We start from the raw sequence: 25,481 nt of genomic DNA, 5'->3' as shown, positions 1-25,481 counted from the left end.
GTGCAGGATTATTATTTAGTATTTTTTAATGCTGAATTTGGATTAATTATGTCTCTAATAGAAAGTTCTTGGAAACACGAATATATAACTACCAATGGCGTAAAGCTACACTACGTTACCCAAGGTGAAGGCCCTTTAATGTTGATGTTGCATGGTTTTCCTGAGTTTTGGTACTCTTGGCGGCATCAAATACCAGAATTTGCCCAAAATTTCAAAGTCGTCGCCCTTGACTTGCGTGGCTACAACGATAGTGATAAACCAAATGAGCAATCAGCTTATGTCATGGATGAATTTATCAAAGATGTTGAGGGAGTAATCAAAGGATTAGGATACCAAAAGTGTGTTTTAGTTGGACATGATTGGGGTGGTGCGATCGCTTGGAATTTTGCATACACTCACCCGGAAATGTTAGAACAATTAATTATTCTTAACCTGCCTCATCCTGCCAAATTTGCCCAAGGGTTACGCACTCCCCAACAGTTGCTACGTAGCAACTATATATTCCTCTTTCAACTACCGTGGATACCAGAATTACTTTTACAATCTTCCGACTACCAAGCTATTGAAACAGCTTTTAAAGGTACAGCAGTTAACAAGAGTGCTTTCACCAAAGCGGATATTGACGCATATAAAAATGCTGCGGCAAAACGCGGTGCCCTGACAGCAATGTTGAACTATTACCGCAATATTTTTCAGCAGAAAATGCTAAATCCAAATTGGGGCGTTTTGGAAGTGCCAACACTGATGATTTGGGGAGAAAATGACACCGCACTCGGCAAGGAACTAACCTATGACACCGCAGCTTATGTCCGAAACTTTCAAATTAAGTACATTCCTAATTGTGGCCATTGGGTGCAGCAAGAACAGCCTGAATTAGTCAATCAGTATATGCGAGAATTTCTAATAGACTGAACCTAATTTGCGAATTTGCGATCAAATCAATTGATAAAGTATAAATACTTATCAAAACGCCAAATTATGCCAAGCAGTGCAAGCCTTTAAAAAGATTTAACAGAGATTTAACACTGGCAGCTTTTTAGGGTTTATCGGGTAAAAATCGACCAGAAACAGGATATATCGAATTTTTTATCTCGCTATTATAGCAAGTTCATATCATAACCAATTTATTAACGCATAGTATACATTGACCTCACGAAGTTTAGTGAGATAATAGAGTTGTGAGGGACAGAACGGACGCAACTTGATTATTAAGGGGGAAAATATATGAAACTCCAGCTATTAGCGGCCATGGCCTTAGCAACTCCCCTATTTTTCGCTAGCTCGGTTAGAGCCGAAAATCCACAGGATTTACAAAAGCTGCTTTCAACTGGGGAATGTATCCAGTGCAATTTGTCGGGAGCTAACCTCAGTGGCGCTCATTTAATTGGTGCTGACTTGAGAGGCTCGAAGCTCGAAGGAGCAAACCTTGTAGGGGCTAACCTCGAAGGTGCTGACTTAACAGGTGCTAATTTGGCAGGTGCTAACCTAACATCAGCTTATGTAACCAATGTTAATTTGAAGCAAACCAATCTTAACGGAGTAAATTTTACCCGCGCTACGATTCACGATTCTAATGTGTATAAAGCATCAATGAACGATCTAAATCTAACTGATGCCGAAATATTTAACACTGGAATCGGGATTGGTGGAGAAGATGCCGAAATTCCCGATTGGGACTAGGCTGAACTGAGTAGGCAGGTGAAAATAAACACAACATCAGAGAAACTGGTTTTTTGCCAGCATTATCTTTAAAATCTGCCTATACAATAAATAAAAAATGAAACCCCTCTTGCTTGTAATTACTTTACTATGACGCAAGCAGAGGGGGTTTCTTATTGGGATTGAGCCGATTTGCCTTGGTGCTTAAAAGCACATAATCAATGATGCTAGTTCCTACGGGAAAAACTCACTATCAAATTTGAAAAGTGGGCAATCTTAAACTCTTCCCACTTCTTTACTCAGCACTGTTTCGCTGACTATAGCCCTGCAAACCACTCATAGCCCTGATCTTCCCAATAGCCTTTAAGAGGTAACAAATTGCTGACGAATGTAATTTGAGTCACCCACTTGCTTTGCTTATAACCCAGTTTAATTGGGGATGCTAGGCGCATAGGCGCACCATTATCAACTGATAATGGTTGTCCATTCTTTTGATAAGCCATCAAGGTTTGGGGATGTACAGCAGAGGCAAGATCCCAGCTTTCATAGTAGCCATCAGCAGACTTAAAGTAGACATAGCGGACGTTGGACTTCGGCTGTACCAGCGCTACTAAGTCTCGCAGTCGCACGCCTCCCCATTGAACGATCGCAGCCCAGCCTTCAACACAGACATGGCGAATTACCATTGAAGTCAAGGGAAGTTTTTCAATATCCCCCATACTCAATTGCATCGGGTTACTAACCTCGCCATCAATCTTCAGGCGAAACTGCACCGGATCAATTTGCGGCGTGAAGTCAAAGGAATTGATTAGCAATTTGTCTGCTTCTATGGCACTAACAGGAAACTCTGGAACTGGTTTCTGACTTAACAGGAGTGCTTCTAGACGTTGGTTTAGTGGCTCAGATATTTGCCGCAGATTATCTGAGAACAAATTTGTCCCACAGCCACCTAAAAGAAAACCTACCCCTGAAAGTCCAGATAGTTGCAATAATTGGCGACGGGATAAGGTGCGTTTGGGAAGAATCAGACTCATATTACCTCTACAGGAACATAGACTTAACTAGACGGATGCTTCCTACCTTCAGGGCAAGTAAGGAATGAGCAATTGTAAACAGTATGACTGTGGGAACAGTGATAAAGTGAACAGTGCGTAGAGTTTTCCAACTACCAAACAGCCCCGAAAGCCAATGCAGTTGGGCAGGTTTGTACATCGCCAGACCACTCAAGATTGCCAGCAGTAGCACTGGAATGATAGCAGTATAAACTAGCCGATGCCATGCGTAATTTTTGCGCTTTGGGTTCTGACTGACTTGCAATGCTTTTAAGTCACCACCATCGGCAAAGCGACGCTGCCAACGACGAGTTACAAAGATATAAAGCCCATACCAAAGTAAGTTCAGCGAAAATAGCCACATAGCAGCAAAATGCCAGTGTCTGCCACCCCCAAGCCAACCTCCCAGCAAGATAAAGTCAGGAAAATGCCAACCTGCACGCCCGCCAAATACCGGATTAGCATTATAGATTTGCAGTCCGCTAGTAATCATCAACATGAGACTGATGATATTAATCCAGTGAAAGGTCTTTGATAAAAAAGTCTGACTTGGTGTTGAGCGGACTTTGCGTTTAGATGAGATCATACCAATTTTGGATTTTGAATTTTGGATCTTAGATTTTTAGATTGTTCCCAGCCAGACTTTTGGATTGGGTCTTCTAATCCAAAATCTAAAATTGGCACGCTTATGGCTGTCTCACAAAGGTTGAGTAGGAAAAAACGGAGCCAGCCAAAGTTGTATTTGGACATCCCAACCGAGAAGAATAGCAATTGCTGTTGTTGCGATCGCTACGCCACCAACGCGCTGCAACACTGCACTATGGGGGCGGAGATTGAGGATTCGTTGGCTGAATACTCGTCCACCGTAAGCGATCGCTAATAAAGGTAAACCTGCTCCGATTCCATAAACAACCAGTAGCCAAAATGCACCTGCGACTTGATGATTAACTGCCGCTAGGACTAAAATTCCTCCCAAAACCGGCCCAGCACAGGGAGTCCACAAAAGCCCTAACTGAGTTCCTAGCCAAAACTCACCCATAAGTCCAATTCGTGGAGGTTTTTTAGCCAAATTGCCGACTGGAATATAAGTAAATATTCGGTAACTCCAGGTGGGGAAAATTGCAATTAATCCCAAAAATAAAAGAAGTGCGATCGCGCCACTCCGTAATAAATTAGCCAAACCTGTAAACCAGACTGATGTTACACCGAGTAAGCTACCTGCCAGCGCAAAACCAGCGATTAATCCCCCTACCAGTGCGACTGGGCCGTAAGTATGCGATTGGAGCGAGCGCCCTAATAGCACAGGCAAAATCGGTAAAACACAGGGTGAAAGGACATTCAAAACTCCCCCCAATAAAGCCAGACTAATTGATAAAGTAGAAGTCGTCATAATTGCTTCTACCCCAATAGCTGGCGGATAGTTTGCTCTATTTTTTCGTATGCCCCTTCACCAATATGGTCATATTGTAGTAAACCCTGGCGATCGGCTATAAATATATGGGGCCAATACTGATTTTCGTAAGCATTCCAAGTTTTATACTCGTTATCAACTGGAACCGGATAAGTAATTTGATGTTGTCGTAACGCCTTTTTTATATTGTTCGGATCTCGCTCAAAAGCAAACTCTGGTGTGTGGATACCAATCACCTTGAGTCCCTGCGACTCATACTGTTTATGCCATCTAGTGATGTAAGGCAGGGTACGCTGGCAGTTAATACAAGCAAAAGTCCAAAACTGGATCAGAATAACACTGCCTTTGAGGTCAGCGATCGACAAAGGAGTAGAATTAAGCCACTGACTGATACCCTGAAACTCTGGTAAATTATTACCTGCTGGAGTTTTCACTGTAATGGTTTCTGAGTCTTGCGTCTTGTTACTTTTTGCAGGAGATATAGAAGGGGCATTCACTTTTCTGAAGTTGGAGAATGTTGTAGCTGCACCGATTCCGACAACCCCTAACCCAAGATAAAAAAGTAACTGACGGCGGCGGAGCAGGTTGTGATTCATCAGAATTTCTCCTGTTGAGGTCAAAGCGCCAAAGTATAGGGATTAGCTCAAGATCGTCTTGGTAAGCAGCCCCTAATGTTAGTAAAAGAAAAGTGAGATGCAAAGGCTGTGGCTAAGGCTTGGTGGAAGCCGGAGATTGCTTCATAGCATCGCCAGCTTTGTCTTTACCCATTGCATCTTTACCCATTGCATCGCCAGCTTTATCCTTACTCATTGCATCTTTCATTGCACCGCCAGCTTTATCCTTACTCATTGCATCTTTACCCATTGCATCGCCAGCTTTATCCTTACTCATTGCATCTTTACCCATTGCATCGCCAGCTTTATCCTTACTCATTGCATCTTTGCCCATTGCACCGCCAGCTTTATCCTTACTCATTGCATCGCCAGCTTTATCTTTACTCATTGCAGGAGAGGCTTCAGGGGAAATTTGATTGTTGCTTGCAGGACTGCTAGAGCAAGCAGTGAGACTGGTCGTTAAGCTTAAACCAGCAATTAAACAAAGTATTTTCCAGTTCATAGTCTTCTTTCGTCCTTTGGATAGTTCTTTTTGTATTGATTGACTCAGAGAAAATTAAGCTCCGAGCAGATTCATAAATGCTATTGAGATAAAGAAGATGCCTTCTTGTAGAGGATTTAATCAGACACTTGTTACTGATGTTTGATTTATCCCGAACATCTAAAGTATCTCTATAATGGCTGAGAGCTTATTGAAACTAAGCCATAATTTTCATAAATTTATCCCTTGAGAAAATTTAGTTAATTCTCAGCATTTTCTCAGGTATTCATGGTAACTCAAAGCCAGAATCTAATTTAGGTATTATTTCAGCAAAATCTCATAGCTCATAGTGAAGAATGTAGAGATTTTGCACTGCTACGTCTATACAAGGGTTCTGGGTAACGCACGTTTAATTTCTGGAGATGTTTAATCCTAAGAGTTTAAGAACAAACCTATTTCTGGCTGGCTATCCTGAACTTTGGAACATACAAACACATTGGTGCCTAAGCCTTGATATGCGATGCCTACAGCAGCAAGTTACACAATCCAATTTTCTTGAGTAATATTTTGTTAGTGAAGAATATCTGCGCTTTGATAATCCTGATAAGTAGGTAGACATAATTAAATATAAAATAAACTCTTAGTTTGTAGTGAGCGATTTATCGCTCAGAGTAAGGATTATCAGGACTAAAGTCCTTACTACAAACTTTAAATTTATTTATGCCTAGATACTTACTAATTTATGGACAACAGAGGAAAAAAGCGACTTTTATAATATTTATTGCAAATTTGACCATCATACCAGCGCTAACCAGCGATTAGGGTGGGTAAATAGTGCCCACCCTAAGACTCTAACTTGCTACTGCTTCAGCAGGGGCTGTTTCAACAGCAGTTATAGGTAAATAAACACTAACTTTTTTACGGGTTTTGCCCTTTCTCTCAAACATTACAACACCGTCGATTAAGGCGAACAGAGTGTCATCGCTACCAATACCAACGTTGTTACCAGGGTGAAATTTGGTACCGCGCTGACGCACGAGAATATTTCCTGCACGCACAACTTGACCGCCATAACGCTTCACACCCAGACGTTGGGCGTTAGAATCGCGACCGTTGCGTGTACTACCCGTTCCTTTCTTATGAGCCATGATTTCCTCTTATGGTATCTGTATCTACTTCTTTTTATTATTCAGCAGCGGTTTCAACTTCTTCGGCAGGAGTCTCATCTAAAATGGGGGTTTCCTTCTCCGCTTCTCCTTGGGCAACAAATACTTCACCGTTAAGGGTGATGGAGTCAATCATAAGTCTGGTAATTTCCTGACGATGCCCCCGTTTTTTGCGGGTTTTCTTTTTCGGCTTCATCTTGTATACCAAGACTTTACGACCTCTGTAATGTCGCATTACAGTCCCTTCTACAGTTGCACCTGTCACTAGTGGCTGTCCAATGCTGACTGCGCCATCGTGCTGCACGAGTAATACGGAGTCTATTGTAACTTTTTCATCTGGTTCGGTAGGAAGCAGTTCAATGTCATAAAACCGCCCTGGCTCTACTCGTATTTGTTTGCCGCCAGTTTCAATAATCGCGTAAGTCATGGAATTGTCCTTGAGGTTGCCGTACAGGTAGCTGGTTTTTATCTCATGTAGAGAGGTTTTTGCCAACTTTTGTAATATGTCTACCTGATCCGAGCAGGAATTAGACAGACAATCTAATATTGTATTTTATCCACAGGTGTTAAGTCAAGCTTCCATTTGCCAAAATCCGTGATGGCGATCGCTTACCCAAAAATCAGAATTGATGCTTTTTATTTAAAAACTGCTTCTATCTTAGGAATGATTTTTATAAACTAGTAGAAATATTTTAGACTCAAACTTATAGTTTCTTGTCAAAATTCACACATTTATCTTATTTGTTTTAAAATTAAACTTACAACGCTTAATCTAATAGTTCTTTACAGAATTTAGTGAACCAAAAAAATTAAATTCATACATTCAAACCTGATATTTAAAACAGGAGATGGATTTGTCATGACACAGCAAAATGCTACCCGACTTTTTCAAGCCGTAAAAAAAGATCAAGCATTGCAGCAAAAGCTTAAAGCAACAGCTGATCCACAAGCTTTCATCAAGATTGCTAAAGAGCGTGGTTATGACTTCACAACTGATGAACTGGAAAATGAAATCAACAAGTTATCAGAAGAAGATTTAGCCGCCATTGTCAATCCAGGATGGGGAACTAGACGGCACCTTAATCCTAGATAATTTCTATTCTAGGAAACTGAAAGTATAGGAAAAACTGAATTGACAAGTTTTGTTCCTAAAGGGGATACCGTTGCATTATCTCCTTTAGGGGCATTTCTGTTAAATTAAGCAACTCTGCTTCCCATCTCCCCACCTGCCTAACTCGTGAGTTAGGATGGCTATATTTTAATCAGGTGATATGGAAAGAATAGAAGTTGAGCAAAGAACTATTTTAATTGGTTTGGCAGGTAGCCACGGCTATGGTTTAAATCGTCCTGATTCAGACTTTGATTATCGGGGAGTCTTTATCGCGCCCAAAAGGTACTACTTGGGATTTGATCGTATAGAACAAAAAGATACTGGTTGGGATGAACCAGGAATATTTTCATTCCTGGATGGCAACAAAGACACAGTTATATATGAATTAAGAAAAATCCTCCTGTTATTAGCGGGCGCAAACCCCAATGTTTTAGAATTGCTCTGGTTAAATAACTATCCTTTTGTAAGCACAGTCGGACAGCATTTAATTAATCATAAGCAGCTATTTTTGAGTAAGAAGGTAAAACATACTTACACTGGTTATGCCTTTGCTCAAATCAAAAAGATGGAAACTCATCGTAAATGGTTGTTAAAGCCACCACAAAAAAAGCCAATACCATCTGACTTCGCCATAGAAGACGAAGCCCCCCTCAGCAAAGATGAGCTAAATGCTTTTCTGGAGTATCTTTATAACTTAATCAGAGGACGAATTGAGTTTTTGGAAGAAGCGGAACAGTTATACAAATTGCTGACGGCAGATATTGATTTTAAAGGAGTGTTAAAACAATATACTTTACCCGATGAAACTTTAGAATATACTCAAAATTTAACCAATAGCCGTAAAGATTTTATCCGCCTGCTTCAAAAAAGCCAAAATTATCAAATAGCTTTAAGAGAATGGAAGGCTTATTTATCTTGGCAGGAAAATAGAAATCCGGCTAGAGCAGAAATGGAAAGAAAGTCGGGTTTTGACCTCAAACATGGGATGCACTGCATTAGATTATTACGCAGTGGAGTAGAAATATTGCGTCAAGGTGAAGTGATTGTAGATAGAAGAATAGCTGGTGATGTTGAAGATTTAAGAGCTATTTTGAAGGGTGAGTATTCTTATGAGCAAGTGATGAAAATGGCAGAAGATTTAGTCGCTGAAATGGAGGTTGTCTACGAACAATCTACACTCCCTCATAAACCTGATTTAGAGGAAATTAATAAGTTGTGTATGGAATTGGTAGAAATGCAGAATTGGTGATTGGGTATTAGGGATTGGGCATTGTTAATTAAGTTTCTTCCCATTCCCTATTCCCCATTCCCGATTAAATACTGTACATTAAATCAGCAAACCCATAGAGGCTGATGATCAGCAATAACGATGCTGTTAGTTGGGTAATTCGCGCCTGGGGTGAGGGCGCGATCGCTTCCCGCACTAAAATAGAAATAGATGCCCCAACTACTAGGCTCAAGCCTAAGATTAAATAGGGTATGTCCGGTAAAATACTGGCTATTGCCAGCATAGCGATCGCTAATAAAAGCATCAATAATTCTACAAACCTGGGCGGGTTGTATTGGCTAGATAAAACAAAGCTGTTGAACCAAAAAGACCAAAATCTCATAGTCAGTGTTGAATATTGTTAGCGGTAGCGGCGACTTTACCTGGATTTCTCACTTGTGAGAAATCCAAGGAGTGTGGCAGGATGGGGAAGAAGTCTTACCCCCCACACTCCCCACACTCCCCACACTCCTCTTCTCCCTCTGCCTACACTATCCGTGAGAAATCCGGGTTTAGCCCGTGCTGAGTTAAGAGTTGTTAGTTATGAAGCAGCTTTCCATTCAAAACTTTTAACTCTTAACTCCTCACTCCTAATTTTTAACTTCTAGCCCCTAACTTTTGACCTGTGCCGTTTTTTTGTGCAGTATCACTTTCTGGTAATTCTACGCCAAAGACGCGGCTAAAAACTTTGGCGACTTTGTAGCCAGAATCAATCGATTCTAAGGGGTCTTTCCGCAGTCTGTGACGCAAGCATAGCGTAATCACACGGCAGATATCATCAACTGTAACTTCAGTGCGTCCTTCATAAGCTGTTAAGGCTTTCGCGGCGCGGTTACTAACAATGTCACCCCGCAAACCATCTACATCCAATTCAGAACAGACTTCAGAAATTTTTACCCGTAGTTCATAGTCAAGTTTCACTTCTGGCAAAAGCTTTTGAGCATTGACAATTTTCTCTTGCAATGCTTCTTGCTCGGCTTTATGGCTTTCGAGAAATACTAGAGGATTTTGGTCAAAATCCGCCCGTTGTTCCACGATTTGCACCCGCAAGGCTGGTTCTTTTACGGTGTGAATTTCTGCGTGCATCCCAAAGCGATCGAGCAGTTGCGGGCGTAGTTCGCCTTCTTCAGGGTTTCCAGAACCCACAAGAACAAAACGCGCTGGGTGACGGATTGAAATACCTTCCCGTTCTACAGTGTTCCATCCACTCGCGGCGGAATCTAGCAGCACATCTACGAGGTGGTCATCTAGTAAGTTGACTTCATCCACATAGAGAATGCCCCGGTTAGCCTTTGCCAGCAGTCCTGGTTCAAAGGCTTTGACACCTTCAGATAAAGCTTTCTCAATGTCGATTGTGCCACAAACTCGGTCTTCTGTAGCTCCTAGCGGCAGGTCTACCATTTGGACTTTTTTATGAGCTACAGGAATTTCCGCCCCTTGTTCTAAGAGTTGGCGGACTTCATCACTCATCAAGTCGGGGTCGCTAGGATCGCTACTGAAGGGGTCATTGGCAACCACAGAAATTTCTGGCAGCAGATCCGCCAGCGCCCGGATAGTTGTGGATTTACCGGTGCCGCGATCGCCCATGATCATTACACCACCAATTTTGGGGTCAATCACGTTCAATAGGAGCGCCAGTTTCATTTCTTCCTGGCCCACAATTGCCGTAAAAGGAAATACCACGCGACGCGCACTTGCCGTGGATTGAGCAGTTGGACTCACTAAATTACCTTAACAATATTTTTCTTATTACAGTTCTCTATTGTTACACAGTTGGGGTGTGGGGGAGTGCGAAGATCAGGGGGCAAGGGGACAAGGGGATAAGAAGTGAGAACTTGAAACAAGTCTTTCCCCTTGTCCCCAATTCTCCTTGTCCCCCAGTCCTCTTTCCAATTCCCCATTCCCCATTCCCCATACCAATATCTATTGGGCACAAATGCTTACTAGCTGCGTCAACTATCTTAATATTGTCTGCTTTAGTTTTTCTGGTGCAAAAGTTCCATAAGCAGGGAACGAACAACTACCAACTCATCAATCCTGTACTAAGCATAAATACTTGTAGACTATATGGTTAGTAGATTCAATCGTAAAAGCGAGCAATGGCGTGTGTGGGTAGCTAATGCACCATTCAAATTTATGAAATCACCTTTTATTATTCAAAGTTGGCGACGACTACTTAAGTATCTTTTTCCGATTCTCATTTTAATATCCTTTGTTACGGTATTACTAGTAGATAGTTTTACTCCCGCGATCACCGAAGGTGGGCGCTTCAGCGCCATCGCACAGATACCCCGTCAAGAAATTCGCGGGGTTTGGATGACCACCAATGATTTTGACACCCTCAAGGATCGTGCCAAAGTCCAGGATGCGGTAAGTCAATTACGACGGCTGAACTTCAACACAATTTATCCTGTTGTGTGGAATTCTGGTTATGTGATGTATCCAAGTGCGATCGCACAACGTGCAGGTATTCAACCTTTTGTCTATAAAGGTTCAGAAGGACATGATATTCTTGCCGACCTGATTAACCAAGCCCATCGCAAAGGATTGTTAGTGATTCCCTGGTTTGAATTTGGTTTCATGGCTCCCCCAACGTCAGAACTAGCATTGAATTATCCTGATTGGTTCACACAAAAGCGTGATGGTAGCCAAACTTCTATCAGTGCGGCTGGTGAAGTTATGTGGCTGAATCCGTTCCTTCCGCAAGTACAACAGTTCATCACCAACCTCGTGCTGGAAACTATTACCCAATATAATGCCGATGGTATTCAGTTTGACGATCACATGAGTTTGCCTCACGAATTTGGCTATGACCAATATACAGTTGCTTTGTACACCAAAGAAACCAAGAATGCTCCCCCAAAAAATTCCCAAGATGCGGCATGGGTAAAGTGGCGGGCAGATAAAATTACGGCATTCATGGTACAACTTAACCAAGCCGTGAAGCAGAGAAAACCCCAGGCGATTTTCTCTGTTTCTCCTAATTACTATGATTTTGCTTACAAGTTTCACCTGCAAGACTGGCTGAGTTGGATACGACAAAATATTGTAGACGAGTTAATTGTGCAAGTTTATCGTCCGAATCTGCAAAGTTTTGTGGCTAATATTTCCCGCTCAGAAATTCAAGAAGCCCAAAAAATAATTCCAACTGGGATTGGTATTATGACTGGGTTACGAAATAATCCAGTTCCCATGCAGCAAATTAAGTCTCAGGTGCGGGCTGCTCAAGAACGCGGTCTAGGCGTAACTTTCTTTTATTATGAAAGTCTTTGGAACGATGCTCTAGAACCCTTAAATGAGCGACAAGTTGGATTTGGAAGTCTCTTTCCATCTCCTGCACTCCGCGCCAGAATTGAATAACTTTGTCTGTTAAAGATTATGCTAATGGACTAGAAGTTAAGGTTTTTCGTCTAATGGTAGTGCCTTGCCTGTTGCAAAGGCTCAGATTCCCGGCTTATTTTAAAAGTCGGGAATCTTGTTATAAACACTTCAGATGTGTGCTTCTATCGATTCTGATGGTATTACGATCGCTGCATAAAATCGATAGAGTAACTTTTATCGCAATCAAAGCACGTCAAGCTTGACTCCAATCTTGCAACTCTAGTGCTTCAATTCTACCGAAATGGCGCTGATTATGAGTAATCATAACTAGATTATTGGCGATGTCTGACGACAAGCCGCTTTGCGTCTACGCAACTCCAGCAATGAGCAAGTCAATATCATCGATGGGAATCCCTTGAAGGCGCAAGTTTGCGTAGATATCTGCGGATAAGGTGACTGATTGTTCAGTAAGGGGTAAGACAGTATTTTGGGCGACAAACTCCAAAAACAAAGCGAGTTGCTTTTGGGCATCACGGTGCTTTAACCCACTGAGAATTTCGTAATAAGTGATAATACTAATGTTGATTTTACGATAGGTTATCAAGTAATTCTGAAACTGAGTTACTACATTAGTATTACCTCGGAAGAACAAGGACAAAATATCAGTATCAATCAATGCTGGTTTCACGGTTTTGTCTTTGAGAAAATGCTTGCTGACGACGGATAGCAATCTCGTCTGAAAATTCGCCGTATGCTTCATCTGACATATCGTTCCAGCAACCTGCGAACTGCATGATAGCAGCAGCATTATGATTGTTAGTTTCTGAGCTTAGTCGAAATCCGTGAATCATCTCATAGAGTTGTGCTAACTTAGCATCTGGGATTTGCTGCACTTCTTTTAAGACTTTAACTCTCCATTCAGAATCGTGCATTACCTAATCTCTCCTGATTTTCCAATCTTTAATTCTAATATAAGAAAGAGACTTGCTTCTTTAGCAATAAAATATTCCATTATCCAATAAAATATTCCATTATCTTTGAGTCTCACGCGCTTTGCGTAATTTTTCAGACAGTCGCGCCATCACCACTTCACTATCTATTACGTCTCTACGTTCGATAGAAGAAAGCCCAACAGCTATTTTTTCTGGGTTTCTTCTTCCCATTCCTGATAACCTTTCTCCCATTCTTCCAGCAGTTTCAATGCTTTAGCAATAACATCTTCAGCATTTTCATATCTACCTGTAGCAATTCTGGTTTGTATAAATTGCTCGTATTCCGCCTTAAGTTGGATGTTCATAATTGTTATTCCTAGTTAGCTAAGAGCCTTCTCTAAACTATGCTCTAAAATCTATCTAAATTCATTAAAGCCTTAACTTATGCTTCTTACCGAACTCATACCGTTAGTTAAAGAATTATCCCACACTGATAAACTCTTACTAATGCATTTATTGGCAACCGAATTATTAAAGGAATCAAGTTTAGTCCCATTGGATGCTCAGGACAAAATAACAAGTCTTGGCTTACATGATTCTTTTGAAGCTGCTGCTGTTTTAGCGAAGGTATTAGCAGAAGAAAAAGCGGCAACACATGGTTGATAAAGTTATATTCGCATTTACTGAGGTAAAACCAGAACTCGCTGATGGAAATAGTGAAACCCAACATTATATTAGGTTAACGCTGGGTTTCACTGCATTCAACTAGCTTGATTAGGCGGTATTTCTTCCGGTGGTGCTTCTGCTGGGGGAGCGAGTACCGCATCCGGCGCAATTTCTTCTACGGGAATCGGTTGCTTATCCTCAATTTCAAAATCTGGTTGCGCTGCTTCCACCAAATCAGGAGATGGGGGATGTGGTGGAATCGCTTCCGGTACAGTCTCGGTTTTTGCTTCCGTGTCGGTAGTAACTGTCTCCTCTGCTGGTTGTTCTGGTATGACAATAGTTTTGTCGATAATTTCAACAGCAGGTTTCTCTGATAGTACAGAGGTAATGTCTTCTGGTTTGGGGGTTGTGGGTGTCTTTTTACTCACAGTCTGTTGCACTTTATCTTTCGCGCCACTGAAGGTGCTACCCAGACCTTTTTGCAACTGGCCCAGCCGTTCTTGAAGGGACAATTTATTTACCTGTTCCTGAATTCCAGCTTTCACCGTCTCAGGACTGGGTACTTGCGTTTGTTGTGCCTGGGGGGTCAGTTGGCGACGTAATGATAGAGTTTGCCAGCCAAACCAGACCAAAAGAGCCACACTAGCCACATGACCCAGCAACAAACCTCCAGTAATGCGTGGTGCAAACACCCATAAGACTAAAGCATAGAATAGTCCTACGCCACTCCAGATAAAGTCATTCTTGCGATGGATTTCTGGAAAAAAGAAAGCTGCTATGTAAATGGCTAAACTACCAATACCGACCACCAAAGCTAGGACAAATGCCAGCATTATTTGGTTACTCCTTACTGCGTCCTTTGACTATTTCAATTTTGCAAATTTTGTCAGTCAATTGTTGATTTAGATACAATTTAAAATTAATTAGCCGTGTTAGTTGTGAATTTTTGCCCTTTATTCAACTCTTAAGGTCTTCTTTAGGGGAGAACGGAAAATATCGGACTACCCTTAAAGTAAAAGGATCTGCAAGAGAGTTAGCCAGAAATTTTTTATGACACTACAAAGCTTTGGTGTGATTGGATTAGCCGTTATGGGTGAGAACATCGCTCTAAACGTAGAGCGCAATGGCTTCCCAATTGCAGTTTACAACCGCTCCCGAGAAAAAACGGATGCGTTTATGGCGCAGCGTGCTACAGGACGGAACGTCAAAGCCGCCTTTACCTTAGAAGAATTCGTTGCCTTATTGGAACGTCCCCGCAAAATTCTCGTAATGGTGCAAGCTGGTAAGCCAGTGGATGCGGTGATTGCTCAACTCAAACCCTTGTTAGAGGAAGGCGATATCATTATCGACGGTGGCAACTCTTGGTTTGAAGATACGGAACGACGCACTCAGGAATTAGAACCCGCTGGGCTTCGGTATCTTGGTATGGGTGTCAGTGGCGGTGAAGAAGGGGCACTAAATGGCCCATCTCTGATGCCTGGAGGTACAACAAGCTCTTACGAGTTTCTATCACCAATTTTCAACAAAATTGCTGCCCAAGTCGATGATGGCCCTTGTGTAACCTATATTGGCCCTGGTGGTTCTGGCCACTATGTCAAAATGGTACACAACGGCATTGAGTATGGCGATATGCAGCTAATTGCTGAAGCCTACGACTTGCTGAAAAATGTCGCTGGATTAAACCCCAGTCAGCTACATGATGTGTTTGCTGAATGGAACACCACCGATGAACTCGATTCATTTTTGATTGAGATTACGAAGAATATCTTCCCATATATTGACCCAGAAACAAATAAACCCCTGGTGGATTTGATTGTTGACGCAGCAGGTCAAAAGGGAACTGGACGCTGGACTGTACAAACTGCATTGGAATTGGGAGTTGCTATTCCTACAATTACAGCAGCAGTTAATGCCCGGATTATATCTTCGATTAAAGATGAGCGGGTTGCAGCATCTAAAGTCCTCACAGGCCCCAGTGGCAAGTATGACGGGCAAACCAAGGACTTTATCAATAAAGTACGCGATGCTCTCTATTGCTCAAAAATCTGTTCTTATGCTCAAGGGATGGCGTTGCTATCCACAGCTTCAAAAACATATAACTGGAATTTGGATCTGGGCGAAATGGCGCGGATTTGGAAAGGTGGTTGTATTATTCGCGCTCGCTTTTTGAATAAGATTAAGAAGGCTTTTAGCGAAAATCCAGCTTTGCCTAACTTGCTGTTAGCTCCCGAATTTAAGCAGACAATTCTTGACAGACAGACTGCTTGGCGGGAAGTGATTGCGACAGCCGCAACAGTAGGAATTCCAGTACCTGCGTTTAGCGCCTCCTTAGATTATTTTGACAGCTATCGCCGCGATCGCTTGCCCCAAAATCTAACTCAAGCACAACGCGACTACTTTGGCGCACATACCTACCTGCGTCTTGATAAGCCCGGAAGTTTCCATACTGAATGGGTTCCTATTGCTGAAGCTGGTAAGTAAGCTTTTGCACATCTGTATCAGAATATTGTGAGAGGTTAGTCAGTTTCAAAATACAGATTTAGAAGTGGCTCTGAGTTTCAGAGTCACTTTTTTTAAGGAACCGCAGAGGCGCAGAGAACGCAGAGGAAGAGAGGAGGATAATAGCAATTCTCTACTGTTTATTGATTTTAAGGATTATTATTACCAAGATATTTGGCTTTTAATTCTTCTAATTCTTGATCTATTTCGTTTTTACTCGTTGGCTGAGATGTGGAAATTGGTGGTTGTATTTTATTGGCTTGAGGTTTGTTGCCACCCAGAAATTGAGTTTTCATTTCCTCTAATTCTAGATCGATTTGACTAGGAGATGGCGATACAAAAGCGGGTGGCGAATTGGGTGGTGATTGAGGGATAGGCTTTGGCTTTATGGCTGGTGTGGCTGCTACTTGCGAATGTGGATTTAAGTCTTTAAGAACTTCATCTACTGTTTGATAACGCCGAACGGGAATGCTTTCTAGCATTTTGTTGAGAATGTGACTCAAATGATTACTAACAGGAGTTTTTAAGTATTTCTGCCAAACCCAAGTATCGTTGTTAGTATCATAAGAATCGAAAGGCGATCGCTGGGTTAATAAATTAATACAGGTAGCACCCAAGCTGTAAATATCGCTGGCAAAAACAGCCCTACCTCTCATTTGCTCAGGGGCAACATATTCTGGGCTACCAATACTTGTACCAGTTTGATTTAGGGCGTTGCCAGTGGCAGATTTAGCTGCACCAAAATCTACTAATACTAGTTTGCTATCACCGCTACGTAAAATAATATTTTCTGGCTTAATATCACGGTGAATTACGTGTCTAGCATGACAAAATTGTAAAACTGACAATAAATCATTTAATAGTTGCCGGATTTGCGTTTCATTGAAAGCACCCCTATGTGCCAATTCCTGGGCTAAGTTGTGCCCGTCAATAAATTCTTGTACAAGATACTGGCGATCTTCTTGGGTAAAATATGCCAGGAGTTCGGGAATTTGGGGATGTTTACCCAATTCATCTAACTGCACCGCTTCTTGGTTAAATAACTCTACGGCCTTGGCAAGAGTGTTAGTGCCTTGGGATTGGGGATAAAATTGCTTAATTACACAGCGTGGTTTTGAAGGTTTATCTTCATCCACAGCTAAGAAGGTTCTGCCAAAACCACCTTGTCCGATTGGTTTGATAGCACGGTAACGTTCTTTGAGGAGTAACTTAGAACCGCAAGTCCGGCAAAACTTGACATCATGAGGATTTTCAGGCTTGGGACAATGGGGATTAAGGCAGTAGCTCATACAGGCGATCGCTCTTATATGTTCTTATTTTCTCCTGTCCCAGGCAAAAGCGTGTAATTAACAGATTTTGGATTTGTGTCATGCAGAAGAGGGAAAACCGGGTGGAGGAATGATGAACCAAAAGAATCTAAAATCATCAAGAGCGATGTCTACGACGGGCTACGCCTATGCACTGCTAAACTACCCCATACCTTCCATAACTGGATGGAAGTAGAAGGCGAATCCCAATACTGTATAAGCAGCTAATAACAAAGTGCCTTCGAGCCAATTGGATTTACCATCAGAACTAATGCTGTTTGCAATCAACACTGACACAACCACAGCAACTAATTCAAAGGGTTTGAAATCTAAATCCATTGGTTTACCCAATATCCGCCCAGCTATTACCAAAACGGGCGCGACAAATAGGGCAATCTGCATACTTGATCCCACAGCTACCGAAAGGGAAAGATCCATCTTATCTTTCATCGCCACCGTGACTGCTGTGGCGTGTTCAGCCGCGTTACCGACGATGGGAACCAAAATTACCCCTGTAAACAGTGCCGTCAAACCTAGCTGAGATGTGGCCACTTCCAGAGAATCAACTAGCATTTCTGACTCAAGTGCCACTAGCAAGGTACATACTAGCAGTACACCAACCCACAACATCATATTTGGTTTAGCATGAGGGATTTCCTCTGCTTCTGTCTCCGCTACACCCACATCATATAAATAAGAGTGGGTTTTCATCGAAAATAGCAGCGTTAGAGCATAAACCAGGATTAATACGACGGCAACAGCAATAGAAAGATTTTGCACTGTCTCTTCGCTAATTCCTTGAGAGGTGTAATTCATCGCCGTTGGCATCAAAATGGCAATCACTGCCAAATTCATCGAAGCAGCATTCACCCGCGCCACAATTGGCTGAAATGTTTGTTCTTTGTAGCGCAGTCCTCCCAAAAGCATGGAGAAACCCATTACCAGTAGTAAGTTGCTGATAATCGATCCCGTGATACTGGCTTTAACTACATCTATTAACCCGGCGTTCAGCGCTACTAGGGCGATGATTAGTTCTGTTGCATTACCAAAGGTGGCATTTAACAAGCCCCCCAATGACGGCCCCACCACGACAGCAATTTCTTCTGTGGCTGTACCCATCCAAGCTGCTAAGGGCAGAATTGCTAATCCAGCTGTAATGAAAACTATCAATTCTCCCCACTCCAAAAAGTGGGCTGCTACAGAAACTGGGATAAACAGTAATAGAACGAAAAGAATAATGTTTTTGGTTGACATTTGTTGTTTTGGGTTGAGGGTATCATTCACAGCTAGCAATCCTAAATTTTAAATTTGGAGTGTTGAATTAAAAATTACTTTCACTCATCACTCCGATATGGTACTCTCAACCACCTGTAGACCAATTCAGAAATTGTACTGTTTTCAGTTCACTACAGCGTATGTAAAATAAGATTGCGATTTAAGGAGTTTTTGTAATCTTTCGTTGCAAAAGTATGAATCGGAGCCAACATATTACATCAAGAATGGGGTTTAATATATTAAAAGACAATTAAAATTTTAATTGGCGCTGCTAAAGAGGAAACCCCTAACTGAGTTTTTGTTCAATGGCTAATTACATTTGAGCCTTCAGGGAAAGGGCTGTGCGATAACGCAGATTTCCCACTACAATGAGAAAGATTTGTCAAAAATTTGGTTGGATTCCATAGTTGTTGTTTATACCGGATTTTGTGTTTAAACCATTGGAGAAAGGTTTATGCACAATGTTTTCGGTGCAACTGCAAGTTTTTTGTTTTGGATAAATATACATGACTTCTGCTGCTGAAATGCCAGCTAGCTCTGGCTCAACGTTAACATTACATTCAGATCCCAATAACACCAAAGAAACCGATCCCCTGAGAAAGGCTAATGGTGTTTATGTGACGGTGCATGGTCATTTTTACCAGCCACCAAGGGAAAACCCTTATCTGGACGCAATTGAACGCCAACCGAGCGCTGCACCTTTCCATGACTGGAATGAGCGGATTCATTGGGAATGCTATCGCCCGAATGCCTTTGCCAGAGTCTTAAATGACCAAGGTGAAGTGGTGGGGATCGTCAATAATTACGAGTATTTTAGTTTTAATATCGGGCCGACGCTGATGTCGTGGCTAGAACGCTACGATGTGGAAGTTTATCAGCGGATTTTAGAGGCTGATGCTAAGAGTAGCCAACGCTTGCATGGTCACGGTAATGCGATCGCGCAAGTATACAATCACATCATCATGCCTCTGGCGAATGAACGCGACAAATATACCCAAATTCGCTGGGGTAAAGAAGATTTCCGCTCCCGCTTTGGACGCGATCCCGAAGGAATGTGGTTAGCGGAAACTGCTGTAGACTACGCCACCCTAGAAGCCCTTGTTGCTGAAGGTATTCGCTTCATTGTCCTGGCACCGTCTCAAGCACTGCGTTGCCGCCCCCTCCCTACTCCAGATCATCCCCATCCTGAATGGATCGAAGTTGGTGGTAGTCAGATTGATTCCACCCGTCCCTATCGTTGTTATTTGAAGCCCACACTAGACACTTCATCTTCACCTCTGAGTGCGATCGCCACTAGCCCCAACGATGGTAGTACAGAAGAATTACCCTACATTGATATCTTCTTCTACGATGGGCCGATATCGCGGGATATGGGTTTTAGTGATGTCGTTTATAATTCAAGTCACTTTGCCGGACGTATCGGTTCCGCAGTGCGTGGGGATCATCGTCTGGCACAGTTAATTTCTGTGGCAACGGATGGGGAAACCTTCGGACATCACAAGAAGGGAACAGAAAAAACTTTAGCCTACGCCTTTACTAAAGAGTTTCCTCAACAAGGTTGGACGGTAACGAACTTTGCCCACTACCTCAGTTTAAATTCTCCCGGTTGGGAAGTGGAATTGAAGTCAGTCACAGCCTGGAGTTGCGCCCACGGGGTAGGCAGATGGGAAGATGACTGTGGTTGCGGTGGGGAAGGCGGTGTTTGGCATCAAAAATGGCGTCGTCCCTTGCGGGATGCCCTCAATTGGTTGCGGGATCAGCTAACTGAGGTTTATGAGGAACATGGTAGGCAGTTATTTCGCGATCCCTGGCAAACACGAGATGAATATATCCAAGTGATGCGCGATCGCTCTGCTACCAATGTCAACCGTTTTCTCGCCCGTCATCAAACCCACAAACTAACCGCAGCCGAACAAGTAGACGCTTTGCGCTTGTTAGAAATGCAGCGTCACGCTTTATTGATGTTCACTAGTTGCGGTTGGTTTTTTGAAGAAATTTCCCGTCCAGAGGGGACGCAAATTCTGCGCTATGCCGCCCGTGCTTTGGAATTGGCAGGGGAAGTGGCTGGTGTACAGTTAGAAAAAGGCTTTGTCAAACGTCTTGGTTTAGCCCCCAGTAATGTCGATGAATTCAAACACGGTGCAGAAATTTATCGGCAACTCGTGTTAACTGCCCAGCTTGGCTTTAAGCAAGTAGCATCCCATTACGCCATTACTTCCCTATTTACCAATCAGAAACCAGCACAGACGCACAATTCTTTGCCTAGAAAAGATGTTGCTGACAAACAATCTCAGCGTTACCACAAAAAAGTTTATTGCTATGCTGCCAATGAGCTAGATTACCAACTGCAACGGATGGGATCGCTAACTCTGGCTGTAGGAAATTTAAAGCTGGTATCAGAGATTACTTGGGAAAGTGAGCATTTGGTATTTGCGGTTCTGCATTTGGGAGGCTGGGATTTCCACTGCTGCATTCAACAATTTACTGGGCGGCGTGACTACAGCCAATTAAAAGAAAAGCTGTTTGGGGCACTAAAACAAGCTAGTGCGGCTCATACTATCTTGGCCATGACACAGCTATTTGGCGAAGAAGCTTTCAGCTTACAGAATCTATTTGCTGAAGAACGCCACCGGATTATGCGACTGCTTAGTCAGGAAACACTGACACGCTTAGGACAGTTGTATACCCAAGCCTACCGTGATAATTATGGAGTGCTGATGGCGTTTCATCGAGATGAAATAGCAGTACCACAAGAGTTGCAGGTAGCAGCAGATATTGCTTTAGGGCATCGCTGTCTCATGACATTGCGATCGCTAGAGCAAGATATCGCCGATCCCCAAAAGAGTTGGAGTCACATCTTAGAATTGGAAGCGATCGCTACTGAAGCAAAACATCTGCGTTGTCGGCTGAATATTCCCGACGGTAAGCAAATGTTAGAACAGTTAATTGCGCGATCGCTCTGGCAATTATTGCATGATGCCAATGGTAGCTTTAATGCAGATATCCAACTATTGGAGCGATTGATTGATGTCGGGGATCAACTAAATATTGACATTTCCCTACAGCGATCGCAAGAACTCTATTTTAGTTGTCTGCATAGTCAGATAGCGCCGGTGTGTATTACTAGCCTTGGAAATGAAGGAGATAATCAGTGTCTTCAGTTGCTCAAGTTGGGTAAGAAATTAGCCGTTGATGTCAGCGCGATCTCCAATCAGTTGGGATAGATGCGGGGACGCAGGGTAAAAATCTCACGCACAGAGAAGGGGAAAATTTTCCCCTTTTCTTTTTAATTTCCTTTACCTAGCCTGGGAGCAATCGCAATGGTAGGGATAAAGCCACTCACACCTGAAGAGTCCGAAGGTATGTTTCTCAAAAAAGGTTCCTGCGTGGCGGCTGGGATAGATGCGGGGACGCAGGGTAAAAATCTCACGCACAGAGAAGGGGAAAATTTTCCCCTTTTCTTTTTAATTTCCTTTACCTAGCCTGGGAGCGATCGCAATAGTAGGGATAAAGCCACTCACACCTGAAGAGTCCAAATGTATGTTTCTCAAAAAAGGTTCCTGCATGGCGACTCTGTGATATGTTGATCCCAGCTTTAGTTTTAACCTCATATAGCCAGGGAAAGGCTATTACTAAAACAGTCATGAAGGTGAAGAGGTAAAGAATTGTAGTTTTAATATTGGGGAATCTTCGGGAATTGCTATTGTGATTTTGAGGCATAGAAATAAGAAACGAATAGCCCACACAATTTTAGCCTAAAGCTCAAAATATCGCCGGAAGCGGGGATCAATATTGTCTGTTTTCTGCTGATTGCAGGTAAGGCAGAGAGTTTGTAAATTGCTGATATCATTTTGACCACCACGGGCGAGAGGAATAATATGGTCAATGCTAAGGTGAGTTTCTGTAGTAGTTTTACCGCAGCTTTGACATTGATATTTGTCACGTTCAAAAACATATTTCTTGACTTCCGGTGGGATACGAATACGGGGAGTTTTGCTCATTTTCTCTCTAGTTGCTAAGAAATCTTTCCAAGCTAGGTACATCGACCCAACTTGCTTTTGTATGAGATTCATGGGATAAATCCATCAACAACTGAGAATAAATTCCTTCCCGCAGTGATGGTGTAATTTCCTGATTGCGTTCAATTCCCTGCACCCATTGGTCTACTACGCGGATAAATGCCGAAATCCGCCCATCAGCATAATTTTTGGGAAAAATCAACCGATTTGGTATTTCTATTTCCGTTAGAGGTTTACCTGGCTGGGAACCCCAAACACGAAAGCCGTGTATATAATCTTTTTGATTTTCACTGCCTACAATTAATGTACCGCGATCGCCATATACTTCTATCCAATGGGTTCTTGGTGCATGAACAACCGCGCTGATAGAAACTTGGCAAGGTGTACCATTTGCTAATTCCAGCGTTAATATACAGTTGTCATCTGTATTCACTGGCTTAGATTCCCCACTAACAGGGTCAACTCGTGTAGGAATCGCAGTACTCAAATGGGCGTTTAATCTCCGGACTGGCCCGAATAACCAGTGAATGTAATCGAAGGCGTGGGAACCTAAAGATCCTAATGCACCACCTCCTTTGTCTTTGTCAGAATACCAATTCCAAGGGCGTGAAGTATCAGCACGAGAAGAACCTAACCAATCAATTTTGATTAGGCGCAACTCACCTACATAATCTTCTGATAGTAATTCAGCAAATAACTGCCATGCTGGTACAAAGCGAAATTCAAAATCTACAGTTGCAATTACACCTTTTGCTTTCGCTAACTGATAAAGTTCTTTAGCTTCGACTGCATTTAAGGTTGTCGGCTTTTCTAGTAATAAATGTTTCCCAGCTTGCAGTACAGTTTTTGCCATTTCATAGTGCAAAAATGGCGGCGTAGAGATACTGACTGCTTGTACTTCTGGTAATGCCACAATATCAGCCAGAGAATCAGAGGCGTGTGGAATATTATGGGATTCTGCTATGGCTTTGGCTTTATTTATATCTCGATGATAGACAGCAACTACCTCAGTTTGAGGATGTGCCTGGAATCCAGGGATGTGGACTTTTTGACCAAATCCAGTGCCTGCGATCGCAATTTTGACCATATCATACTTACTCCCATACTTGTATAATTTTTATAGAGATTTTAAACAATCCAGACTGATTAAACAAAGTTACTTATATGAAGCAATAAGTTTTCTGATTTTCTCGGCAGTCTCTCTACAAATAATTTTTTTGTAAAATTTTATATTCGGTACTAAAACGTAATTATATCAAGTTCATCCAGAATAGTACTATCTATGTCAATATCAAATTTCCGAGCAAAGTGAGCAGATGATGTTATCAGATTAGGTATATCTTCCATAAGCAATGTCTTTGGATGAGTGGCACTTCCACCTGACCAATCAATATAACGCCAATTGTCATTTTGTAGCTTGAGATGAGATGCATTAGCAAGTATAGTTTGAAAATACGACTCATCTGCATACCTAAGTTTACTATAGTGCAAAGTTAAAGCATTTCCCTTGCTGTGGAAATCGATAATATATTCAGCAGCTTTACGATTTGCACAAAACCATTGACTTCCACTAAAGCAAAGAAGTTTCTTTGAAAAAGGAAGGAAATATTTTGTTAATAGCGGATGTTCTAAACGGATCTCTAAATTCACTTGAGTGCTGTATTTTTTTGAATAATGGAAAGAAAACGACTTCGTACAATATCGTTCATAAGAATTTTTCTGCCATAAAATGCTTGGTCTTACATCATATTTATAAGTCTCATATTTAATTTGTTCATGGCGAATATAAGCATCGTATGGACTTGATGCTAAATCATCTAATATTTGCTTGGCAGTTTTAATTGGATAATCTGATTCACTGAGTAATACAAACCAATCTGGTGAATCTGGAGTTTCGTACATCAGTCGAAGTGCCTTTAGTGTGGCTTTTACTAGAGAAAATCCTGCCCACTCTGTCTCTATATGAGGGCGTAGTAATAAAATATTTTTTGTCAGGTTTTTTATAGATAAATCACATTTTGAAAAATCATGATGGCATACAATTCGAGGATAATCAAATAGGCTGTTTAGCTTACTTATTAATCTGTAAATTTGTAGTGGTTTTCTATGACTGAGTAAAATAAAGCCTATTGTATTTTTGGAAGTATCGTACATTTTTAAATTTAAAAGGTTAGTATTTGTGGAAAATTCTAGGTTTTAGTCAAGAGAGGCTCAATTATTGTCATCGTAAAACTCTAATTGTAAAAGGGTAACGATAATACTCACCCTTGTAAGCTTTTACAGATGCAAAAGTCACTACAAACGATTGTAGTATGAATTTAAATAAAATTAATGACATCAGTACAATTAATAAGCCGTCTAAAATATTTTTTATTTCCTTGGATGAACCATTATTAATCACCACCAGGACAAAACTAGTTAACAAAAAAACTAAGGATATTGCTATGACAATCAACGTATATAATGTTAAAGAAAATTGAAAATTCAAAGATTCTTTACCTTGGAAATCAATCCAAGGATATTGTGATTTTTTAAAGTGCCAAATGATCAGGGGAGCTAAAAGATTTAAAGGTAAATATAAAGGAATGCCAATAAATACTAAAAAAAACAATAATATCCATCCCAACAAAGCCGACAAATGACACAACATCGCCCATATACGCATTTGCTGTTTAGGTTTTTGTCTCATGGCTTTTTATGT

27 protein-coding genes and 1 pseudogene are annotated in these 25,481 nt (G+C 41.8%); 8 read left to right on the top strand and 20 right to left on the bottom strand.

The window, feature by feature from the left end:
* Positions 1-48 precede the first annotated feature (48 nt).
* Positions 49-912, top strand: a complete 864-nt coding sequence (locus GJB62_RS09775; RefSeq protein ID WP_114084390.1) for an alpha/beta hydrolase — start codon at positions 49-51, stop codon at positions 910-912.
* A gap of 312 nt (positions 913-1,224) precedes the next feature.
* Positions 1,225-1,680 carry a pentapeptide repeat-containing protein gene (locus GJB62_RS09770; RefSeq protein WP_114084249.1) on the top strand — a complete coding sequence of 152 codons (456 nt, stop codon included), beginning with the start codon at positions 1,225-1,227 and terminating at the stop codon, positions 1,678-1,680.
* Between the two features lie 296 nt (positions 1,681-1,976).
* Here the strand turns inward: GJB62_RS09770 and GJB62_RS09765 are convergent, their stop codons facing one another.
* The 7 genes from GJB62_RS09765 to rplU all read right to left on the bottom strand — a co-directional run bounded on the left by GJB62_RS09765 (position 1,977) and on the right by rplU (position 6,810).
* The gene (locus tag GJB62_RS09765) at positions 1,977-2,693 is read right to left on the bottom strand and encodes a molybdopterin-dependent oxidoreductase (protein WP_114084250.1); all 717 of its coding nucleotides are present in this window, start codon (positions 2,691-2,693) and stop codon (positions 1,977-1,979) included.
* A 7-nt stretch (positions 2,694-2,700) separates the two neighbouring features.
* Positions 2,701-3,297, bottom strand: a complete 597-nt coding sequence (locus tag GJB62_RS09760) for a cytochrome b/b6 domain-containing protein (RefSeq protein WP_114084251.1) — start codon at positions 3,295-3,297, stop codon at positions 2,701-2,703.
* A gap of 111 nt (positions 3,298-3,408) precedes the next feature.
* Positions 3,409-4,101 carry a cytochrome c biogenesis CcdA family protein gene (locus GJB62_RS09755; RefSeq protein ID WP_114084252.1) on the bottom strand — a complete coding sequence of 231 codons (693 nt, stop codon included), beginning with the start codon at positions 4,099-4,101 and terminating at the stop codon, positions 3,409-3,411.
* An 8-nt stretch (positions 4,102-4,109) separates the two neighbouring features.
* Positions 4,110-4,718 carry a thioredoxin family protein gene (locus GJB62_RS09750; protein ID WP_114084253.1) on the bottom strand — a complete coding sequence of 203 codons (609 nt, stop codon included), beginning with the start codon at positions 4,716-4,718 and terminating at the stop codon, positions 4,110-4,112.
* 112 nt (positions 4,719-4,830) lie between these two features.
* On the bottom strand, positions 4,831-5,238 hold the full coding sequence (locus GJB62_RS09745; protein ID WP_114084254.1) for a hypothetical protein: 408 nt from the start codon (positions 5,236-5,238) through the stop codon (positions 4,831-4,833).
* An 830-nt stretch (positions 5,239-6,068) separates the two neighbouring features.
* Positions 6,069-6,365: a 50S ribosomal protein L27 gene (gene rpmA, locus GJB62_RS09740; protein WP_114084255.1), complete on the bottom strand. Its 297-nt coding sequence runs from the start codon at positions 6,363-6,365 to the stop codon at positions 6,069-6,071.
* A gap of 37 nt (positions 6,366-6,402) precedes the next feature.
* A complete protein-coding gene (rplU, locus tag GJB62_RS09735; protein WP_114084256.1) occupies positions 6,403-6,810 on the bottom strand; it encodes a 50S ribosomal protein L21 in 408 nt (135 codons plus the stop codon).
* 432 nt (positions 6,811-7,242) lie between these two features.
* Here rplU and GJB62_RS09730 point away from each other — a divergent pair, with 432 nt between their 5' ends.
* A complete protein-coding gene (locus GJB62_RS09730; protein WP_114084257.1) occupies positions 7,243-7,476 on the top strand; it encodes a Nif11-like leader peptide family natural product precursor in 234 nt (77 codons plus the stop codon).
* Positions 7,477-7,654: 178 nt separating this feature from the next.
* On the top strand, positions 7,655-8,743 hold the full coding sequence (locus GJB62_RS09725) for a nucleotidyltransferase domain-containing protein (RefSeq protein ID WP_114084258.1): 1,089 nt from the start codon (positions 7,655-7,657) through the stop codon (positions 8,741-8,743).
* 64 nt (positions 8,744-8,807) lie between these two features.
* Here GJB62_RS09725 and GJB62_RS09720 read toward each other — a convergent pair whose 3' ends face one another.
* Complete coding sequence (locus GJB62_RS09720) at positions 8,808-9,104, bottom strand: hypothetical protein (RefSeq protein ID WP_114084259.1); 297 nt, start codon at positions 9,102-9,104, stop codon at positions 8,808-8,810.
* A gap of 254 nt (positions 9,105-9,358) precedes the next feature.
* Complete coding sequence (gene bchI, locus GJB62_RS09710; RefSeq protein WP_114084260.1) at positions 9,359-10,483, bottom strand: magnesium chelatase ATPase subunit I; 1,125 nt, start codon at positions 10,481-10,483, stop codon at positions 9,359-9,361.
* Between the two features lie 414 nt (positions 10,484-10,897).
* Between bchI and GJB62_RS09705 the strand changes: the two genes are divergently transcribed.
* Positions 10,898-12,121 (top strand): glycoside hydrolase family 10 protein, encoded by a 1,224-nt coding sequence (locus GJB62_RS09705; protein WP_114084391.1) that lies wholly within the window; start codon positions 10,898-10,900, stop codon positions 12,119-12,121.
* A 328-nt stretch (positions 12,122-12,449) separates the two neighbouring features.
* On the opposite strand, the gene GJB62_RS09700 is transcribed toward GJB62_RS09705, so the two are convergent.
* The 3 genes and pseudogenes from GJB62_RS09700 to GJB62_RS09690 form a co-directional block, all read right to left on the bottom strand.
* Positions 12,450-12,770 (bottom strand): type II toxin-antitoxin system VapC family toxin, encoded by a 321-nt coding sequence (locus GJB62_RS09700; RefSeq protein ID WP_245246127.1) that lies wholly within the window; start codon positions 12,768-12,770, stop codon positions 12,450-12,452.
* Positions 12,751-13,014 (bottom strand): hypothetical protein, encoded by a 264-nt coding sequence (locus GJB62_RS09695; RefSeq protein ID WP_114084262.1) that lies wholly within the window; start codon positions 13,012-13,014, stop codon positions 12,751-12,753. Before GJB62_RS09695 ends, GJB62_RS09700 begins: the two co-directional genes overlap by 20 nt.
* A gap of 99 nt (positions 13,015-13,113) precedes the next feature.
* Positions 13,114-13,379 (bottom strand): annotated as a pseudogene (locus GJB62_RS09690) (type II toxin-antitoxin system ParD family antitoxin).
* Between the two features lie 79 nt (positions 13,380-13,458).
* Between GJB62_RS09690 and GJB62_RS09685 the strand changes: the two are divergent.
* Positions 13,459-13,677, top strand: a complete 219-nt coding sequence (locus GJB62_RS09685; protein ID WP_114084263.1) for a hypothetical protein — start codon at positions 13,459-13,461, stop codon at positions 13,675-13,677.
* Positions 13,678-13,775: 98 nt separating this feature from the next.
* Here GJB62_RS09685 and GJB62_RS09680 read toward each other — a convergent pair whose 3' ends face one another.
* On the bottom strand, positions 13,776-14,513 hold the full coding sequence (locus GJB62_RS09680) for a Ycf66 family protein (protein WP_114084264.1): 738 nt from the start codon (positions 14,511-14,513) through the stop codon (positions 13,776-13,778).
* 217 nt (positions 14,514-14,730) lie between these two features.
* Here GJB62_RS09680 and gndA point away from each other — a divergent pair, with 217 nt between their 5' ends.
* Positions 14,731-16,161, top strand: a complete 1,431-nt coding sequence (gndA, locus tag GJB62_RS09675; protein WP_012412521.1) for an NADP-dependent phosphogluconate dehydrogenase — start codon at positions 14,731-14,733, stop codon at positions 16,159-16,161.
* 167 nt (positions 16,162-16,328) lie between these two features.
* Here the strand turns inward: gndA and GJB62_RS09670 are convergent, their stop codons facing one another.
* Together GJB62_RS09670 and cax are read right to left on the bottom strand one after the other, a co-directional pair.
* Positions 16,329-17,468 (bottom strand): serine/threonine-protein kinase, encoded by a 1,140-nt coding sequence (locus GJB62_RS09670; protein ID WP_114084265.1) that lies wholly within the window; start codon positions 17,466-17,468, stop codon positions 16,329-16,331.
* Between the two features lie 180 nt (positions 17,469-17,648).
* Entirely contained in the window at positions 17,649-18,740 is a 1,092-nt protein-coding gene (gene cax, locus GJB62_RS09665; RefSeq protein WP_114084392.1) for a calcium/proton exchanger, read from the bottom strand.
* Positions 18,741-19,267: 527 nt separating this feature from the next.
* Here cax and GJB62_RS09660 point away from each other — a divergent pair.
* A complete protein-coding gene (locus GJB62_RS09660; RefSeq protein WP_114084266.1) occupies positions 19,268-21,985 on the top strand; it encodes a DUF3536 domain-containing protein in 2,718 nt (905 codons plus the stop codon).
* A 250-nt stretch (positions 21,986-22,235) separates the two neighbouring features.
* Here GJB62_RS09660 and GJB62_RS37410 read toward each other — a convergent pair whose 3' ends face one another.
* From GJB62_RS37410 to GJB62_RS09640, 5 genes are all read right to left on the bottom strand, one after another.
* Complete coding sequence (locus tag GJB62_RS37410; protein WP_114084267.1) at positions 22,236-22,481, bottom strand: hypothetical protein; 246 nt, start codon at positions 22,479-22,481, stop codon at positions 22,236-22,238.
* 35 nt (positions 22,482-22,516) lie between these two features.
* Positions 22,517-22,762 carry an HNH endonuclease gene (locus GJB62_RS09655; protein ID WP_114084393.1) on the bottom strand — a complete coding sequence of 82 codons (246 nt, stop codon included), beginning with the start codon at positions 22,760-22,762 and terminating at the stop codon, positions 22,517-22,519.
* A 7-nt stretch (positions 22,763-22,769) separates the two neighbouring features.
* Positions 22,770-23,867, bottom strand: a complete 1,098-nt coding sequence (locus tag GJB62_RS09650) for a Gfo/Idh/MocA family oxidoreductase (RefSeq protein WP_114084268.1) — start codon at positions 23,865-23,867, stop codon at positions 22,770-22,772.
* Positions 23,868-24,019: 152 nt separating this feature from the next.
* Positions 24,020-24,934, bottom strand: a complete 915-nt coding sequence (locus GJB62_RS09645) for a beta-1,6-N-acetylglucosaminyltransferase (RefSeq protein ID WP_114084269.1) — start codon at positions 24,932-24,934, stop codon at positions 24,020-24,022.
* Positions 24,935-25,001: 67 nt separating this feature from the next.
* Entirely contained in the window at positions 25,002-25,469 is a 468-nt protein-coding gene (locus GJB62_RS09640) for a DUF4870 domain-containing protein (RefSeq protein ID WP_114084270.1), read from the bottom strand.
* Between the last annotated feature and the right edge of the window lie 12 nt (positions 25,470-25,481).

This window comes from Nostoc sp. ATCC 53789 (assembly GCF_009873495.1).
GTDB lineage: Bacteria > Cyanobacteriota > Cyanobacteriia > Cyanobacteriales > Nostocaceae > Nostoc > Nostoc muscorum_A.
Note: the sequence above shows the minus strand (reverse complement) of the source record. Positions and strands in the feature narration are given on the sequence as shown.